This is a genomic window from Achromobacter insolitus (assembly GCF_002209555.1).
Lineage (GTDB): Bacteria > Pseudomonadota > Gammaproteobacteria > Burkholderiales > Burkholderiaceae_B > Achromobacter > Achromobacter insolitus.
This window is the reverse complement of sequence record NZ_NJIF01000001.1, coordinates 743,890-760,331: the sequence shown is the minus strand read 5'-3', so window position 1 is coordinate 760,331 and position 16,442 is coordinate 743,890. Positions and strand designations below refer to the sequence as shown.

The following is a 16,442-nucleotide window of genomic DNA, read 5'->3' as shown; positions in this document are numbered from 1 at the left end:
TTGCATGGCTCCTGAATCTACGATTTGCGCCGAACCATCAACCCGCAAGTCCATGATTACCGCAAAATTCGATCCTCAGCTATTAGAAAATCTTCAATCAAGAACGCCGTTGCTATGGCTCAACCCGGCTAGGGGAGGGCGCTTGCCCGGCTCCGCGCCGTCCCTGGCGCTGATCGACGAGGCCGAAAGCCGCCTGGCGCGTTGCGCGCCGCTGCTGGCCGCGCTGTTTCCCGAGCTTGCCGCCGCAGGCGGGCATATCGAGTCCCGGCTGATGGACGCCAAACCCCTGCATCTTGCGCTGGGTGCCGGTGAGGCGTCGGGAAACTGGTATCTCAAACGCGACGATGAGCTGCCTGTGGCGGGGTCGATCAAGGCGCGGGGCGGTTTTCACGAAGTGCTGGCCATTGCCGAGTCGATCGCGCTGGAGCATGGCCTGCTGCAGGACGCGTCAACGGACAGGCGCGTCCTGGCCACGCCGCAGGCCCGCGCCTTGTTCGGCCAGTACGCCGTGACCGTTGGCAGCACGGGCAACCTGGGCATGAGCATCGGCGTCATGGCGGCCGCGTTGGGATTCGATGCCGTGGTCCACATGTCCGCCGATGCCAAGGAATGGAAGAAGGACCGGTTGCGCCAGCGCGGCGTGCGCGTGGTGGAGCATGCCGGCGATTACGCCGAGGCCGTCGCGGCCGGGCGGGCCCAGGCGCTCGCCGCGCCCCGCAACCATTTCGTCGACGACGAGCGATCCGAGCTACTGTTTTTCGGCTACGCCGCCGCGGCGCGCGGACTGGCGGCTCAACTGACCGAAGCGGGGCGCGTAGTCGATGCGGACCACCCGTTGTTTGTGTATATCCCTTGCGGCGTCGGCGGCGCGCCAGGTGGCATCAGCCATGGCCTGAAAGCGCTGTTCGGCCCTCACGTGCATTGTTTTTTCGCCGAGCCCGTCGCCTCGCCCTGCGTACTGGTGCAATTGGCCTCGGGATCGGATACCCCTGTGTCGGTCTACGACCTTGGCCTGGACAACCGCACGGAGGCCGACGGCCTGGCCGTTGGCCAGGCTTCCGAATTGGTGACCGCGTTGATGGGGCCGCAGCTTGGCGGTGTCTTCACCGTGTCGGATGACGAGCTTTACCTGAACCTGCTTGCCTTGAAAGACATCCTGGGCGTCGAGGTCGAACCATCGGCCGCCGCCGGCGTCTCGGGACCGAGGTGGCTGCTCGGCTCAGCCGCGGGGCGGTCGTATACGCAGGGTATCGAGATGTCCCAGGCCACCCACGTCATCTGGACTACCGGCGGATCGCTGGTCCCTTCCGACGCGCTGCGCGGCTTCCAGGAGCACGCGAGGCGCCTGGTGCCGTCCCGTGCTCCGTCTCAGTCGGTGACCAGATAGGCCTGTCCGTCCGGCTTCAGATAAGGCGCCAGCTCCTTGAATGGCACGCTGGCATGCGTGCCCAGGCACGCACCCGCAGCGTGGCCCACGCCGGACACGGACAGGCTCAGCGCGCCGGGTGCCTGGACGCCCAAGGCCAGATAGTCGGGCCACAGATCCGCGCAATCTTCCAGATTGGGACGATCCTCGGATGGCGCGGTTTGCGTTCCCGCCTTGACCGCCTGTGATACCAGGCCGAGCAACGCAGGGCTCTTTTCACCGCCCGGGAAGCGCTTGCCCGGCGCATACGCGTCGAACACCCGATTCCAATCCAGGTATTCGCCGCGCAGCAGGTCGAACGTGTAGGGCTCGAAATGGTTGTAAGGGTGGGCGCCGCCGCAGTCCAGGCTGCCCGACTCGGTCACCGTCATCAGCGCGCGGGACAGCCAGCTGACGTTGACGGCTTCTTCGTCGAACCCGCCCAGCGTGCCCGCGCCAGGATTGCCGCTGGTGTACGCGGACGCCATGCAGTCCAGCGCACCCAGGCTCTTTTGCCAATGGCGTTGTTCGAGCAGGTAGTTGATGCGCTGGAGAACCTGCGCATCGGGGTGCCGGCTCAGCCGGGGATACGTGAATTTGGTGCGCGGGTCACGCCACAGGCGATAGGCCACCGGGCCGCTGCCCGATTCCTTGCCGACGGGCTCGGAATGTCCGGCCAGCTTCAGGGTTTCGTAGGGCGCGCGATGGATATTGATGCCCGCATGGAGGTCGATGTCGCCGGGATTCAGCTGCTTGGCTCGGGCCTGCCCGCGGTCTTTTTCCAGCTGGTCCGTGTCGTATTGGGCGACCGGCTTCAGGTCGAAGCGGCGTTGCCGACCCGTGCCGGCGTCGACCCAGAGTCCGCGGTAGCCGTTGGTGTCACGGATGCCTTGCCAGGTTGCCGCGGGCAGCGCTTGCCTGGAGCCCTGAGGGGCTTCCCCATAGGGCTTCGGCTCGACCAAATCTTTGGCGGTGCCGCGCAAGGGGATATCCACGCCATGCCGGGCGTAGAAGTAGCGTCCGGTCAATACGCCGTCGGCGCTTGCTTCGGTATCCAGTTCGAGCACCACGTCACCCGCGCCCTGCAATGTTCCCGTATAGACGATGCGTTGGGCGGCGGCAGCGTGTGTGAGGGGCAAGGACAGCATGGCCAGCGCGAGCGCCGGGAGCAGGGTGCGGTGCATGCGGGAGCGTGGTCGAATCATCTGAGGCGTACGGCCCAAGGGGAGTCGGCTGAATATACCGGAACCATCAGCCCAGCAGCGCGGCCGCCTTGCCGCCCGCAAGCATTTGATCGAAGAGACTCTCGAGGCTTGGGGCCATTTCACTGACAGCCTCGAACTCCGGCTCGGCGCCGTGTACGACCGCGCCCGAAACCCGGTCCAGCGCCAGAAACTCATACTCGCCGTCCACGCTCATGAAGAGTGGCACATGGCGCGCCCAGAACGTTTCGACCATTTGGCGGTCGGCGTCGCTGATGGCGGCTTCCAGGCTGATGTCGCGAAAGGTGTCCTGATTGAAGGCGCTCTCGGCGGTTCCGGCATAGTCGGTTGCGCTGAGGAACCAGCGCGTGTCGTCCGCGCTGGACAGCTGAGTGAACAAGGACAGGAACACCGCATGGGCTTCGCTGCCTGCGGAGGAGGCCGGGATGACGGCACGGGGTGCTGTACGCAGTACCGTCCAGCCGCGGGCCGAAAGATGGTCCAGGAAGCGTTCGTGCAATAGGTTCATCAGGCTCGCCCCGGTTATCGCGTTGCCGCGATGTTCGCGCGCGGCACTCGCGCGCGCAAGGCCTGCTCCAGTTGGCCCAATCCCACATCGCCGCAACCTACCAGCGTCAGCTCCTTCAATTGAGGCAGCGCATCCAGCACGCCTATGTCCTCAATCCGTTTGCAATACTGAATGTCCAGCCTTTCCAAGTCGGGGAGCATCGCAATGGGAGCTATCGTCTGCAGCATGCCCTGGTTCTTCAGCCGTAGCGAGCGCAATTGGCTCAGCTGTTCGATGCCGGACAGGGTTTTCATTCCACGGCCGGCGAGCAGGCCTAGTGCCAACAGCGGCAATCCGGCGATGCGATCGAATAGGGACGAATCGAATGGCACGGTCCAGAGATTCAGCTCCATGAGTGATAGTCGCATGGCGTGATCGAGCAGCGCGCCACGCCGGTCTGGCACCGTCGATAGCGATATCAAGGCGGGGAAGTCTTCCGGATCGAACCGTAACATTGCGTTCACGGTCAGCGACTCCAGCCCGGGCATAGGGCCGCCCTGCCAGTGGTAAGTCCCTGATTCGGGATGGATGGAAAGGTGGCGCAGGCTGGCGGGCAGCATGTCTGCGTGCAACGCCGTCAGGATATCGGCGGCAATGGCGCCGGGACCGATGGATAGATGGACCAGGGACGGCAACTGGGCGATGAGCGAGGGTAGTTCGCGCAGCGGATCGCCATGTGGCGCCCAAAGATGCGCGTCTTCGATCGACGCCAGGGTGGCGGCATCCGGCGGGGCATCGTAGAGCACGATGCGGTCATCCGGATTGGGGACCTGCGGGAGCTGGCGGCTGTGCATGAAGCGCCAGGTCTGTTCGCGAGCCGGGCGCGGCTTGGAAAAGGGGATGAAGGACATGCTGCGTCCCAACGGGCCATGGCACGCCAGTTTACGACGTGAGCGCGCTCGCCTTGCGGCTGCGCGGCCACGATCACTACGCGTACCGCTTCGCGCCGGCCACGCAGACCACTGCCGCGAGGGTCACGATCAGCATGGTCCAACTCACATTCTCATGCAGCAGGGCCGCCGCCAGCCCCAAGCCCATGAATGGCTGGAACAGCTGCAATTGCCCCACGGCTGCAATCCCGCCTTGCGCGAGCCCGCGGTACCAGAACACAAAGCCGATGAGCATGCTGAAGAGAGACACATAGGCGAAGCCGAGCCAGGCCGGCGTGCCGACCTGCGCGAACGAGGCCGGCATGGTGAGCAGCGCGATCGGCAACATGATGGGCAGCGACAAAACCAGGGCCCAGCTGATGACCTGCCAGCCGCCCAGTTTGCGGGAGAGCTTGGCGCCTTCGGCGTAGCCCAGGCCGCAGACGATGATGGAGGCGAGCATGAGCAGGTCGCCCGTGGGCGAAGCCTCCAGTCCGCCCCACGCGGCATAGCCCGCCACGCAGCCGGCACCAATGATGGAGAACATCCAGAACGGTGGACGCGGACGTTCGCCGCCGCGTATGACCGCGAAGATGGCCGTGCTGAGCGGCAGCAGGCCGAGAAAGACAATGGAGTGGGCCGAAGTGACGTGCTTCAGGGCCAGCGCCGTCAGCAAGGGAAAGCCGACCACGACTCCCAAAGCCGTCAGCGCAAGGGAGGGAAGGTCGGAGAGGGTCGGCCTGCGTTGGCGCAACAACAGCAAGAGCGCCAGGCCCAGCAGACCTGCGATGGCGGCTCGCGCGCAAGTCAGGAAGACGGGATCCAGGTCTGCCACCGCCACCCGGGTCGCAGGCAGAGATCCTGCAAAGATGACGACGCCGATAAAACCGTTTACCCAGCCGCTGGTGGCCTTTTCCATCTGAAGCTCCTTGATACCGGGCTTCAGTACAGCACGGAGGCCCCAGGGAGTCCACGCACAATCCAGTACAATTTCAAGAAACTGTTATGCACTGGTAGCCAGTACAGCGGAGAACTCCATGGCGCGCGGCGGCACTCTCATCAAGAAGGTCATGAGCGAGATCCTGGGACGGATTGCGGCGCGCACCGCGCTGCCCGGCGCCCGCTTGCCGTCGGTGAGGATGCAGGCCAAGGCGCTGGATGTGTCGGTGTCCACCGTGGTTGAGGCCTATGAGCGGCTGGCGGCCGAAGGGGTGCTGGTGTCGCGTCCCGGTTCCGGTTTCTATGTGGCGGGGCACGTGGCGCCTTTGGCGCTTACCGAGATGGGGCCCAAGCTGGACCGCGAAGTGGATCCGCTCTGGGTTTCGCGCCAATCGCTGTCGGCGGATTCGGACACGCTGCGGCCGGGCTGCGGCTGGCTGCCCATCAGCTGGATGTATGAAGAAGGGCTGCGTCGCGCCATGCGTGGCATGGCGCGGGCCGACACCGGCGAGCTGACCGAATATGGCACCCCATTGGGCCATCCCCCCTTGAGACAGCTGTTGGCGCGCCGGATGGCGGGCATGGGAATAGAGGCCGGGCCCGAGCAGATCATGCTGACCGATTCGGGCACCCAGTCCATCGACCTGATTCTGCGCTTTCTGCTGGAAGCCGGGGATACCGTGCTGGTGGACGATCCTTGCTACTTCAACTTCCATGCGCTGTTGAAGGCGCATCGCGTCAAGGCGGTCGGGGTGCCATACACGCCGAACGGTCCGGACGTCCGGGCATTCGAGGCGGCGTTGCAGGAACATGCTCCGCGTCTGTACATCACGAACTCGGGCGTCCACAACCCCACGGGGGCGACGCTATCGCCCCTGGCCGCGCATCGTTTGCTGAAGCTTGCGGAGGATTCCGAGCTGGTGATCGTCGAAGATGACATCTTCGCGGATTTCGAGAACACGCCTGCCCCGCGGCTGGCCGCGTTCGACGGGCTGTCGCGGGTCATCCACATCGGCAGCTTTTCGAAGACCGTATCGGCGTCGGTGCGCTGCGGCTACATCGCCGCGCGCTCGGACTGGATGGAAAGCCTGACCGATCTGAAACTCGCCACCACCTTTGGCAGCAGCCGGCTGGCGGCCGACATCATCTTCAGGACCTTGACTGGCAGCGGCTACCGCAGGCACATGGAGTCGACCCGGCTGCGTCTGGCACAGCAAATGGACCGGACCGCCGCGAGGCTGCAGAAGCTTGGCGTCCAGCCCTGGCTGATGCCCCGCGCAGGGATGTTCCTGTGGTGCCGCCTGCCGGAGGGCAAGGACGCGGCGACAGTCGCCCGGCGTTGCCTGCAGGACGGCGTGGTGGTGGCGCCCGGCAATGCGTTCAGCCAGTCCTTGGCTGCCGGGGACTTTTTGCGGTTCAACGTTGCGCAGTCCACGGACGAGCGCGTGTTCACCGTGCTGGGCAAGGCGCTGAGCGCGGCGTGACGGCTCCCAGCCGCGGCGCAGGTGGCGACATGATCGCGGCTGCAATCACCCGCGCGACGAAGTCGTTTCGTACCTGGCATGAACCGCCGCGACGGGGCCGCATGGCGGGCGGTATAGTCAAAGGCTCTCTTTCCGACGGGAGTGCCTCATGCAGACCAATGAAATCCATCGCGGCCGGCTGATCGATCACATCCAGCTGGTGGTACGGGACCTTTCGGCCAGCCAGCGGTTCTATCAGGCGGTTTTCGATGCGTTGAAGGTGCCCATGGGCGGCACGGGCGACAGCTACTTCTGGGCGGACGAACTGTTCGTGTCCACCGCCGACAGCAAGGCCGCGGCGGGGTAACTGACCGGCCGCCATCACCTGGCGTTCCAGGCACAGGATCAGGCGATGGTCGATGCCTTTTACCAGGCGGCATTGGCCCATGGCGGCAAGGACAACGGCGCGCCGGGGTTCCGGGACTATCACCCTGGGTACTACGGGGCCTTCGTGCTGGATCCCGACGGCAACAATATCGAAGCCGTGTTCCACGGCGAGGCCAAGCGCAGCGCGCCCTCGGTCAAGGTGACATTCTGACCGGGGCGCGCGTTGACCGGCGCCCCGGCGTCAAACCCCCAGGTAGGCGCGGCGCAGCCCTTCATCGGCCAGCAGCTCGGCGCCAGGCCCGGACATGACGATCTCGCCGTGCTCCAGCACATAGCCGCGGGCGGCCATGCTGAGCGAACGGTGCACATCCTGCTCCACCAGCAGGATGGTGATACCCCGCGCATTGATCAGCGGCAGCTTGTCGAAAATGTCCTTGACCATGATGGGCGCCAGCCCGATGGACGGCTCGTCCAGCAGCAGGAGCTTGGGCGACGTCATCAGGGCGCGGCCGATGGCCAGCATCTGCTGTTCGCCGCCGCTGAATGACCGTGCCAGTTGGCGGCGGCGCTCGCGCAGGCGCGGGAACAGCTGGTAGACCCAGTCCAGGTTGTCCCGGCTGCGGCGCTTGTCGCGCAGCACGTCGGCGCCGACCAGCAGGTTGTCCTCGACGTCCATGTGGCCGAACAGGCGGCGGCCCTCCATGACCTGGGCCATGCCCAGGCGGGCCACCAGGTGCGCGGGCAGACCGCTGATGCGTTCGCCCAGGAAGCGGACCTCGCCGGCCAGCGCGGGCAGGGAGCCCATGACGGTGCGGATCAGCGTGCTCTTGCCGGCGCCATTGGCGCCGACCAGGCTGACGATCTCGCCTTCGTCCACGCGCAGGTCCACGCCGCGCAAGACCTGCACGTCGCCGTAGCCGGCGTCCAGTTGACGGATCTCCAGCATCAGGCGGCCTCCCCCAGATAGGCGCGCACCACCAGCGGGTCGTTGGCGACCTGCTGCGGCAGGCCATCGGCGATTTTGCGCCCCTGTTGGATGACGACGATACGGTCGGACAGTTGCATGATGGCCTTCATATTGTGTTCGATCACCAGGACGCTGATGCCGTCGCCGCGCAGCGACAGGATCAGCGCCACCATTTCCTCGGTCTCCACCGGCGTGAGGCCAGCCATCACTTCATCCAGCAACAGCAGCCGGGGCTGAGTGGCCAGGGCCTTGGCGACTTCCAGCCGCTTGCGGCCCGACAGCGTGAGGGTGCGCGCGACCTGGTGCTCCCGTCCGGCCAGGCCGACGCGATCCAGGACGGCCTGCGCGATTTCCTCTGCCTGGGCTGGTGCGCGATGGCGCAGGAAGGCGCCGATCATGGCGTTCTCCAGAACGGTCATGTCGCCAAAGGGCTTGACGATCTGGAAGGTGCGCGCGAGTCCCGCCGCGCAGATGCGCGCCGGATCCTGACCGTTGATGCGAGCGCCGTTAAAGCGGATTTCGCCGCTGCTGGGCGGCACGAAGCCCGAGGCCATTGCGAACAAGGTGGTCTTGCCGGCGCCGTTGGGGCCGATCAGGCCCACGATCTCGTCCGCGCCGACGGCGAAGCTGACCTCGTCCGAGGCCCGCACGCCGCCGAAGTTGCGGCTGACGCTGTGGAATTCAAGCAGGTTCATCGCGTGCCTCCCATGACGGGGCCGGCGGCCTTGACCGGCGAGCTGGCGCCGCGTGCGGGCACGCTGGCGCGGCGCGCCAGTATGGCCATCAGCCCGCGCGGCTCCCAGCGGATGACGATCATCAGCAAAAGGCCGTACAGCATCATGTCGGCGCCGACCATGCCCCCGGTGAGAGAGCGCGCCAGTTCCTCGCCCGGCAACAGGAGCAAGGCGCCCAGCACCGGTCCCCACAATGTGCCGCGTCCGCCGATGATGCAGACCACCGCGATCACCACGCTGAGGTTGGCGCCGAAGACCTTGTCCGGGCTGATGTAGAGCACGAACTGTGCATAGAAGGTGCCGCCCAGCGCGGTCATGGCGGCGCTCAGCATGGCGGCCGTCAACTTGTAGCGCCGCACCGGCACGCCCAGCGCCATCGCCGCATCCTGGTCATTGCGCACCGCCGTCAGGCAATAGCCGAAGCGGCTGCGCAGCACGTGGCGGTTGATCAGCAACGCGGCGATGGTGAAGACCAGTGCCACGATGTAGTAGTAGGCCTTGCCGGTGTGCTGGAAGTACAGCGGCGCATCGCGCAGAAGCGTGACCTCCATGCCGCGCGGCCCGCCCAGCAGGGTGTCGGCGTTTTCCACCAGGGTCTTGAGCACCATGCACGAGGCGATGGTGGCCAGCGCGAAGTAGGCACCGCGCAACTGCAGGCAGGACAGTCCCACGATCAGGGCGGCGCCCATGGCGACGACGGCGCCCGCCCACATGCCCAGCCATGGGCTGATGCCCAGGTTCACGAACAGCCAGGTGGAGGTGTAGGCGCCCAGCCCGAAGTAGGCGGCGTGGCCGAGCGAGAGCTGGCCGGCGATGCCGCCCAGGATGTTCCACGACAGCGCCAGGTAGGCATACAGCAGCGTCATGGCGCCGACCGACAACAGGTACTGGTTGCCGCTGGCAAGCGGCAGCAGCGCAAGCACGGCCAGCGCGGCAATGCCGGCCGCCGACGTCATATTTTTTTTGGCCATTATTCGTTCTCCACGCCGAACAGCCCGCTGGGCCGGAAATACATGGTGGCGAGAAACAGCAGGAAGATAAGCGCCTCGGCGTAGGTGATGGGGATCAACTGGCTACCCACGGATTCCAGTACGCCGACCAGGATGCCGCCCCAGAACGCACCGGCGACGGAACCGATGCCGCCCAGCACGACGATGACGAAGGCGCGCAGGCCGAAGATGTCGCCGACGAAGGGATTGACCGGGTAGAGCGGCAACAGCAGGGCGCCCGCCGCCCCGAGTACGAGCAGCCCGATGGCGAACGACAGCCGGTAAACGCGGGTGCTGTCGATGCCCAGCACGCTGGCGGCTTCGCGGTCCTGGCCCGTGGCGCGGATGGCGCGGCCGGTGCGCGTATGGCGCAGGAACAGCACCAGCGCGGCGGTAATCAGGCAGGCGAAGAACAGGCCGGCGATTTGGGGATAGGTGAAGATCAGGTCGCCGGGCATCCAGACCTCATTGGCCCAGGGCGCATCGATGGTGCGGCTGTCGGGCCCGGCCAGCGCGAGGAACGCGTTGTCCAGGAAGATCCACAGGCCGGTGGTGAAGATCAGCACGCCGATCGGCTCGCGCGAGGTCTCCTTGCGGTAGATGCCGTCGATCAGCCAGCGCTGGCAGGCGTAGCCGACCGCGAACAGCACCGCGGCCGTCAGGGGCATGGCGGCCAGCGGATGCAAACCGAAATGGCTGGTCAGCGCAAAGCAGACATACATGGACATCATCAGGAAGGCGCCATGCGCGAAGTTGATGATCTTCATGACGCCGAACTGCAGGCTGAGCCCGAGCGCGATCAGTCCGTAGACGGCGCCGCTGGCGATACCGCCCAGCAGCGCCTGGAGTAGGGTAGTGGTCAAGGAAAGGCTCCTAGCGGTAACGGGGCGCCGCCGCGACCTTGCAGGGACGCGGGCGGCGCCGGGTTGTCAGGGCTGGGCGGCGGGCCAGACCATCTTGTAGGACTTGGACGCCAGGTTTTCCGGCCATACGGTGCGGTACTGGCCCTCGGGCGTGATCTGCTGCATGACGTAGCGCTTCTGCGGATTCTGGCCCTTGGCGTCGATCACGATGTCGTAGCCCACCAGCTTGTTCAGATCGGTGCCTTCCAGCTTGGTCTGGGCCAGGGCGTCGCGGATCGCCTCGGGTTCGGCCTTGCCCGCGCGCTCCAGCGCGTCCTTGATGACCCAGACGGCCGCGTAGGCGCTGACCGACAGCTCGTTGGGTTCGACCTTGTAGGCGGCGACGAAATCGTCCCAGAACTTCTTGGCGAACGGCGTGGTGATGGACGATTCGTAGCCCGCCCAGCCATTGGTGGTGTAGACATGGCTGGCGATGTCCTTGCCGACCAGCGGGATGAAGGTGCTGTCGATCTGGCCGGCCGCGCTGCCGACATAAGTCGAGCCGACCCGCATTTGAGCCAGCAGCTTGTGCAGCTGCACGGCGTCCGCGCCGTAGGAAGTCACGGTGACGACGTCGGGCTTCTTGCCCTTGATCTTCAGTACCAGCGGCCGCAGGTCGGGCGAGTTGGGCGGGTAGCCCTCGTCGAGCACCAGGTCGATGCCGGCGGCCTTGAATTTGGCGCGCAGCGTGTTGGCCATGTCCTGGCCCCAGTCGGTGTTCTCGTAGACCATGGCGACGGTCTTGGCGGGCTTGCCGGTCGTCTTGCCCGCGTAGTCGATGAACTCGGCCATGCTCTCTGCGTTGCCCGAAGCCGGAATCTGCGTCGGACGGAACACGTACTTGAAGCCGCGCTCGGTGATGTCGGCCTTGGCGGCCAGGTCCACCACCCATGGCACGCGGTTCTTTTCCGCTACGGCGGTGGCGGGAAAGGTCACGCCGCTCTGGAAGGCGCCAAGCAGAACCGGCGTTTTCTCGCGAGTGATCAGGCGTTCGACTTCCGTCATGGCGACCTTGGCGTCGCCGCGGGTGTCGACTTCGACCAGTGCCAGCTGCGCGCCGCCCAGCGCCTTGATTCCACCTGTTTCATTGATGTGCTTGACGGCCAGATGGGTGGCGCGCGACATGTCTTTGCCGATCGAGGCGGTGGCGCTGCCCGACAACGGAATCAGGTAGCCGATCTTGACCGGGTCGGCGGCCAGGGAGGCGCCGTGGACCAACAGGGTCGCGCCGGCGGCGGCGAAGAGCCGCCACAGGACGGAGGGGCGATGAGGGAAGTGCGTGTTCATGAGGATTTGTCTCCAGTGTTTTTTGTGATTGGTGTGCCGCGCTGGCTTCAATAAGGCGGGGGCGCGCCGATCGCGGCATGCGCCGCGCGCACCAACCGGTGCGCGCGGTTGTCGAGCAGCACCGTGCGGCCCATGCGGTTCATGGTGTAGGCAAAGGCGAGCCGCCGTTGCGGCCAGGCGAAGGCCAGCGATCCACCGGCGCCCGTATGACCGTAGGCCTGCTCGCCGAAGCAGGCGCTGTCCAGGCCGAGCGCGCGGTTGTCCATCTGGCGCATGAAGCCGCTGGCATAGCGCGACGGCACGCGCAGGCAGGCGTCGTCGTCCGTCCGCGCGGACAAGGCGGTAGCCGCGGCCAACGTGTCCTCGCGCAGCAGGCGCACGCCGTCGCGCGCACCGCCCAGCGCCAGCGTCCCGTACAGGCGCGCCAGGCTGCGCGCATTGCCGATGCCTCCTGCCGCGCACAGTCCGGCGGCGTGGCCTGCGCGGCTGTTGAAGCCGGACGGGCGCCAGCCGCCGGTGTTCTTGGCATACAGCGCAGTGGGGCTGTCGGGTTCGTCCTTGAGGGACTGCTCGAAGGGGCTTAGCGGCGCTTGCGGCGCGGGCGGCGGCACGATGGGCGCCACCCGCGCTTCCTCGCTGGCGGGCAAGCCGATCCAGAAGTCCAGGTCCAGCGGCTGCGCGATGTGGCGGCGGAAGAATTCGCCAGGCATGCAGCCGGCGAGCCTGCGCACCAGCTCGCCGACCAGCCAACCGTAGGTCAGGCCGTGGTAGGCCACGCGTTCGCCCGGTGCCCAGAAGGGCGCGGCGGCGGCCAGGCGGCCGGTCATGCCTTCCCAGTCGAAAGCGGCATCCGCCGGCAAGGGATCGCGCAGCGCGGGCAACCCCGCGGTGTGATTGAGCAGCATGCGCGGGGTGGTGCCGCCCTTGCCCGCCGCCGCGTATTCCGGCCAGTAGCGGGCGACGGGCGCGTCCAGGTCCAGTTCGCCAGCCTCGGCCAGCATATGGGCGCATAGCGCCGTGGCCGGCTTGGTGTTGGAGAACACGATACAGACGGTGTCGCGTTGCCAGGGCTGGCTGTGGTCGGTATCGGCCCAGCCGGCCCATAGGTCGACCACCGGCCGCCCATCGACCTCGATGGCGACGGAGGCGCCCAGCTCGCCGCCGTCCTGGAAGTTGCGTGCGAAAGCCGAGCGCACTGCTTCAAACGCGGGATCACAGTAACCGTGGATGGTGACCGCGGCGTCGCGGGCCTGGGGCAAGGTAGCGGCGGCCATGTCAGCGCGTCAGCGGCGCGCGCGCGCCGTAGCCCAACAGGTAGCGCGCATCATTGGACAACCCGGCCGCAATGCCGTCGGCCAGCGTGCTGGTGAAATCGGCGAAGCCGCGCAGCCACGACACGTTGTAGTTGCAGAGGATTGCGCGGCGCTCGCGGTCGGTATGGTTCGGACCCGAGCGGTGCCAAGTGTTGGACAACCAGATGGCGACCGAACCGGCAGGGGCGGTGAGGGTGACCTCGCCGTCCAGCGGGCCGCTCCCCCAGGGCGGCGACTTGCGCAGCTTATGGCTGCGCGGCATGACGCGGGTGGCCCCGTTGTCGGCTGTGAAGTCGTCCAGCATCCAGACGTTCTGCAGCGTCAGCGGAAATTCCGGCAGCGGTTCGGCGATCTGGCCCAGTGGCGCGTCCACGTGCCAGGCGCCGCCTCCGGTGCCCGGGCCGATGCTGGTGGCCTGGAAGTCGTGCAGATTGCAGTCCTGGCCCATCACGCTGCGCACCATGGGCAGCACCACCGGGTGCTCGATCAGCGGGATCATGTCGGGCGCCTTGTTCAGCAGATTCCAGACGCGTTGCGACTTGTCGTCGTCGAACAGGGTGGGCAAGTGCAGGAAGTTCTTCGACACTTTGTTAATGGGTACCGGCCAGCGCGTGTTCTCGTTGTCGCGGCGGTACTGGTGCACGCGCGCCACCATGCGCCGGGCCTCCATGTCGCTCACCGTGTAGTGGCGCTTATAGTAGGCCAGGATGTCGTCGTCGTCGTCATGCCGTTCGTCGTCCAGCGGGAACGGCTCGGCGCGCTCGGCGGCCATCAGGGCGGCCACGCGCGCGCGCGCCTGTTCCAGTTGCGCGGCGTCCAGCACGTTCTCGATGACGGCATATCCCTCTTCGGCGAGCTGGTGTTGCAGCGCCTGCAGATCGAGTTGATTCATGTTCCTCCCCTTGTGTTGAATGTCACTGCGAAATCGGGCCGGGCGCGGCCACGGGGGGCAGCGCGCCGCGGGCGAGCTTGCCGATGCTGGTGCGCGGCAGGGCGTCCATCGCGCCGATCCGGCGCGGCACCTTGTAGCCCGCCAGGTGCGCGGTGCAGTGGGCTTGCAGGGCGGCCGCGTCCAGGCGTTGGCCGGGCGCGGCCGTCACCCAGGCATGCACCACCTGACCCAGCCTTTCGTCCGGCACGCCGAAGGCGGCGGCTTCGCCGACTTCAGGGCGTGACAACAGCACTTGCTCCACTTCCAGCGGATAGACCTTGAAGCCGCCGACATTGATGCAATCGTGCCGGCGGCCTTGCAGGTGGAGATAACCTTCGTCGTCCAGCACCGCCACGTCGCCGGTATAGAACCAGCCCTCGCGCAAAGCCTGGGCGGCATCCGGCGCCGGCTGCCGGTAGCCCGCCATCACGTGCGGGCCGCGCACGCGGATTTCGCCCGGCTGGCCCGGCGGCAGGACCCGGCCGCCGTGGTCCAGGTCCACCACCTGCAGTTCGCCGCCCGGCACGGGCAGGCCGACCGATCCGGGTTTGCGGGGAAGATGCATGGGATTGAACGCCAGGCAGGGGCCGGCCTCGCTCATGCCATAGCCTTCGTAGATGGGGCATCCGGCGCGTTGTTCGAAGCGCGCCAGGGTTTCGCGCGGCAGGGGCGCCGCGCCGGAGAAGCAGGCGCGCAGGCTGGCCAGGCGTTCCAGGCTCAGGGCCGGACTCAGCAGCAGATCGTGGAAGATCGCGGGCGCGCCCGGCAGCAGGGTGACGCCGTGAGTCGCAATGGCCTCGATGGTGCGCGCGGCGTCGAAGCGCCGCATCAACACCAGTTCGCCCCGCGCGTGCAGGCTCAGGTAGAGCGACATCGAGACCGCCGAAACATGGAACAACGGCATCACGCAGAGCACGACTTCGCTGTTGCGTCGCGTTGGCAGCCAGGCTTCGCGTTGCGCGATGTTGTAGGCGATTTGCCGGTGCAGGATGTTCACGCCTTTGGGAAGCCCCGTCGTGCCGCCGGTGTATTGCAGCGTGGCCAGGTCCTCGTGCCGCGGCAGGTCCTCGGGCAGCGCGCAGGCTTGCGGCAGCATGGCGATCATGCCCGCGCCATTGCCTGTGCACAGAATGGCGCCGGCATCCAGTCCGGGGCACAGGGCGCCCAGGTCCAGCTTCACGCTGTCGTCATGCAGCAGCATGCGGGGCGCGGCGTCTTCCAGCATATAGGCCAGCTCGCGTTCGCGATAACCGGGATTCAGCGGGACCGCCTGCGCGCGCAGCGCATGTACCGCGAACGTGGCGACGGCAAGGTCCAGCGAGTTCTGCATCAGCAAGGCGACCCGGTCGCCGGGCCGGACCTGTTCCCCCAGGCGGCGCGCCAACGCCCCGGCCAGGCCGGCGTATTGCGCATAGCTCAGGCGCGCGCCCTCGAAGGACAAGGCTGGCAGATCGGGCGTTTCGCGGGCGGCGTCGCGCAGTAGGTGGACCACCGAGTCGGGGACGGCGGGCAAGAGAGGGGCGCTCATGCTTTGCGCTCTGCGGCCTTGCGGGCGGTCTTGGCGTCGCTGGCCTGCCAGACCGTGGGCCGTCCCTCGCCGCCCAGCAGGGTGATGGGGTCGGCGTTGTCGATGTGGCCGTATTGCCCCTTGTAGATGCTGTAGCCGCACAGTTCCTGCAGACGGCGCGGGAACTGCCGCGCGAGGTCGGCGGGAATGCCCAGTTGCAGGTTTTCCTGCTGGCGCATCCAGCCTGCGCAGTAGTAGCACGACAGCGCATAGCGGCGCGCGTTGCTGTTGTTGGCGCCGCCTTTGTGCCACAGCGCGCTGTCGAACAGCATGACGCTGCCGGCCTTCATGGTGGCCTGCACGGTTTCTATGTCCTGCGCGCCATAGGGCGGCGACGCATCGTAGCGGTGGCTGCCAGGCACGATGTGGGTGGCGCCGTTGTCGGCCGTGAAGTCGCTCAGGGCCCAGATGGCGTTGACCGCCAGCGGCGGGCGGGGCCGGGGCAGCGCCAGCTGCTGAGTGTCTTCATGCAGGGGCTGGGCGCCTTGGCCAGGCGCCAGCGTCAGTGAACACAGCGAGGACAGCAGCAGTTCCCGGTCCAGCAGGCGTTCGGCCAGCGCCAGCACCTCGGGCTGCAGCGGCACGTCCCAGAATCGAGGGTCGTAGACCAGCAGGTTATTGATGCGCACCGTCTTGTGGCCCTCGAACGAGGTCTTGGCGTAGCCGAGGTTGTGTTCGGCTTCGATCCGTATCAGGGCTTCCTGCAACTGGCTGACCTGCTCGGGCGGGATGATCCCGGGCAGCACCACGAATCCGTCGCGTTCAAAGGCGGCGATCCGCTCGTCGAGCGGCTCGGGCGTGGACATCTTTTGTCTCCTGATGGGGGCCTGGATCAGCGTCCGGCGATATAGGTCTGTGCGTATAATCGGCCGGTAGTCTTCGCCCTGCCAGCGCGTAGCGTCCACGGCAGTGGCGCAAA

The 16,442-nt window shown here is 66.7% G+C and carries 15 protein-coding genes and 1 pseudogene; 3 read left to right on the top strand and 13 right to left on the bottom strand.

The window, feature by feature from the left end; translation table 11 throughout:
- Positions 1-52: 52 nt before the first annotated feature.
- Positions 53-1,387 carry a D-serine ammonia-lyase gene (gene dsdA / locus CEY08_RS03365; RefSeq protein ID WP_063642105.1) on the top strand — a complete coding sequence of 445 codons (1,335 nt, stop codon included), beginning with the start codon at positions 53-55 and terminating at the stop codon, positions 1,385-1,387.
- Here the strand turns inward: dsdA and CEY08_RS03360 are convergent.
- The 4 genes from CEY08_RS03360 to CEY08_RS03345 form a co-directional block, all read right to left on the bottom strand.
- Positions 1,369-2,589, bottom strand: coding sequence for a hypothetical protein (locus CEY08_RS03360; RefSeq protein WP_063642104.1), 1,221 nt, complete (start codon positions 2,587-2,589; stop codon positions 1,369-1,371). The two genes, dsdA and CEY08_RS03360, sit on opposite strands and share 19 nt — an antisense overlap.
- 67 nt (positions 2,590-2,656) lie before the next feature.
- On the bottom strand, positions 2,657-3,136 hold the full coding sequence (locus CEY08_RS03355; protein ID WP_063642103.1) for a hypothetical protein: 480 nt from the start codon (positions 3,134-3,136) through the stop codon (positions 2,657-2,659).
- 14 nt (positions 3,137-3,150) lie between these two features.
- Positions 3,151-4,026 carry a leucine-rich repeat domain-containing protein gene (locus CEY08_RS03350; RefSeq protein ID WP_063642102.1) on the bottom strand — a complete coding sequence of 292 codons (876 nt, stop codon included), beginning with the start codon at positions 4,024-4,026 and terminating at the stop codon, positions 3,151-3,153.
- A 76-nt stretch (positions 4,027-4,102) separates the two neighbouring features.
- Positions 4,103-4,963, bottom strand: coding sequence for a DMT family transporter (locus CEY08_RS03345; protein WP_063642101.1), 861 nt, complete (start codon positions 4,961-4,963; stop codon positions 4,103-4,105).
- Positions 4,964-5,081: 118 nt separating this feature from the next.
- On the opposite strand from CEY08_RS03345, the gene CEY08_RS03340 reads away from it, so the two are divergent.
- Together CEY08_RS03340 and CEY08_RS03335 are read left to right on the top strand one after the other, a co-directional pair.
- The gene (locus tag CEY08_RS03340) at positions 5,082-6,467 is read left to right on the top strand and encodes an aminotransferase-like domain-containing protein (protein WP_076815940.1); all 1,386 of its coding nucleotides are present in this window, start codon (positions 5,082-5,084) and stop codon (positions 6,465-6,467) included.
- 148 nt (positions 6,468-6,615) lie between these two features.
- Positions 6,616-7,044 (top strand): annotated as a pseudogene (locus CEY08_RS03335) (VOC family protein).
- Positions 7,045-7,074: 30 nt separating this feature from the next.
- On the opposite strand, the gene CEY08_RS03330 reads toward CEY08_RS03335, so the two are convergent.
- From CEY08_RS03330 to CEY08_RS03290, 9 genes are all read right to left on the bottom strand, one after another.
- Complete coding sequence (locus tag CEY08_RS03330; protein ID WP_042796709.1) at positions 7,075-7,779, bottom strand: ABC transporter ATP-binding protein; 705 nt, start codon at positions 7,777-7,779, stop codon at positions 7,075-7,077.
- Complete coding sequence (locus tag CEY08_RS03325) at positions 7,779-8,495, bottom strand: ABC transporter ATP-binding protein (protein WP_042796710.1); 717 nt, start codon at positions 8,493-8,495, stop codon at positions 7,779-7,781. The genes CEY08_RS03330 and CEY08_RS03325 overlap by 1 nt, the downstream gene beginning before the upstream one ends.
- Entirely contained in the window at positions 8,492-9,505 is a 1,014-nt protein-coding gene (locus CEY08_RS03320) for a branched-chain amino acid ABC transporter permease (protein ID WP_076815938.1), read from the bottom strand. The genes CEY08_RS03325 and CEY08_RS03320 overlap by 4 nt, the downstream gene beginning before the upstream one ends.
- Entirely contained in the window at positions 9,505-10,386 is an 882-nt protein-coding gene (locus CEY08_RS03315) for a branched-chain amino acid ABC transporter permease (protein WP_063642097.1), read from the bottom strand. The genes CEY08_RS03320 and CEY08_RS03315 overlap by 1 nt, the downstream gene beginning before the upstream one ends.
- Before the next feature lie 66 nt (positions 10,387-10,452).
- On the bottom strand, positions 10,453-11,712 hold the full coding sequence (locus tag CEY08_RS03310) for an ABC transporter substrate-binding protein (protein ID WP_063960107.1): 1,260 nt from the start codon (positions 11,710-11,712) through the stop codon (positions 10,453-10,455).
- A 47-nt stretch (positions 11,713-11,759) separates the two neighbouring features.
- Positions 11,760-12,986, bottom strand: a complete 1,227-nt coding sequence (locus tag CEY08_RS03305) for a serine hydrolase domain-containing protein (protein WP_076815936.1) — start codon at positions 12,984-12,986, stop codon at positions 11,760-11,762.
- Between the two features lies 1 nt (position 12,987).
- Positions 12,988-13,917 (bottom strand): phytanoyl-CoA dioxygenase family protein, encoded by a 930-nt coding sequence (locus tag CEY08_RS03300; RefSeq protein ID WP_063642094.1) that lies wholly within the window; start codon positions 13,915-13,917, stop codon positions 12,988-12,990.
- Between the two features lie 22 nt (positions 13,918-13,939).
- Complete coding sequence (locus tag CEY08_RS03295; protein ID WP_084738618.1) at positions 13,940-15,484, bottom strand: class I adenylate-forming enzyme family protein; 1,545 nt, start codon at positions 15,482-15,484, stop codon at positions 13,940-13,942.
- Entirely contained in the window at positions 15,481-16,329 is an 849-nt protein-coding gene (locus tag CEY08_RS03290) for a phytanoyl-CoA dioxygenase family protein (RefSeq protein WP_076815931.1), read from the bottom strand. The genes CEY08_RS03295 and CEY08_RS03290 overlap by 4 nt, the downstream gene beginning before the upstream one ends.
- Positions 16,330-16,442 lie beyond the last annotated feature (113 nt).

Bases quoted from the DNA above. Each gene is read 5' to 3' on its own strand.
- CEY08_RS03345 (WP_063642101.1), bottom strand. From the start codon at position 4,963: ATGGAAAAGGCCACCAGCGGCTGGGTAAACGGTTTTATCGGCGTCGTC.
- CEY08_RS03305 (WP_076815936.1), bottom strand. From the start codon at position 12,986: ATGGCCGCCGCTACCTTGCCCCAGGCCCGCGACGCCGCGGTCACCATC.
- CEY08_RS03350 (WP_063642102.1), bottom strand. From the start codon at position 4,026: ATGTCCTTCATCCCCTTTTCCAAGCCGCGCCCGGCTCGCGAACAGACC.
- CEY08_RS03355 (WP_063642103.1), bottom strand. From the start codon at position 3,136: ATGAACCTATTGCACGAACGCTTCCTGGACCATCTTTCGGCCCGCGGC.
- CEY08_RS03300 (WP_063642094.1), bottom strand. From the start codon at position 13,917: ATGAATCAACTCGATCTGCAGGCGCTGCAACACCAGCTCGCCGAAGAG.
- CEY08_RS03325 (WP_042796710.1), bottom strand. From the start codon at position 8,495: ATGAACCTGCTTGAATTCCACAGCGTCAGCCGCAACTTCGGCGGCGTG.
- CEY08_RS03340 (WP_076815940.1), top strand. From the start codon at position 5,082: ATGGCGCGCGGCGGCACTCTCATCAAGAAGGTCATGAGCGAGATCCTG.
- CEY08_RS03295 (WP_084738618.1), bottom strand. From the start codon at position 15,484: ATGAGCGCCCCTCTCTTGCCCGCCGTCCCCGACTCGGTGGTCCACCTA.
- CEY08_RS03290 (WP_076815931.1), bottom strand. From the start codon at position 16,329: ATGTCCACGCCCGAGCCGCTCGACGAGCGGATCGCCGCCTTTGAACGC.
- dsdA (WP_063642105.1), top strand. From the start codon at position 53: ATGATTACCGCAAAATTCGATCCTCAGCTATTAGAAAATCTTCAATCA.
- CEY08_RS03320 (WP_076815938.1), bottom strand. From the start codon at position 9,505: ATGGCCAAAAAAAATATGACGTCGGCGGCCGGCATTGCCGCGCTGGCC.
- CEY08_RS03360 (WP_063642104.1), bottom strand. From the start codon at position 2,589: ATGCACCGCACCCTGCTCCCGGCGCTCGCGCTGGCCATGCTGTCCTTG.
- CEY08_RS03330 (WP_042796709.1), bottom strand. From the start codon at position 7,779: ATGCTGGAGATCCGTCAACTGGACGCCGGCTACGGCGACGTGCAGGTC.
- CEY08_RS03310 (WP_063960107.1), bottom strand. From the start codon at position 11,712: ATGAACACGCACTTCCCTCATCGCCCCTCCGTCCTGTGGCGGCTCTTC.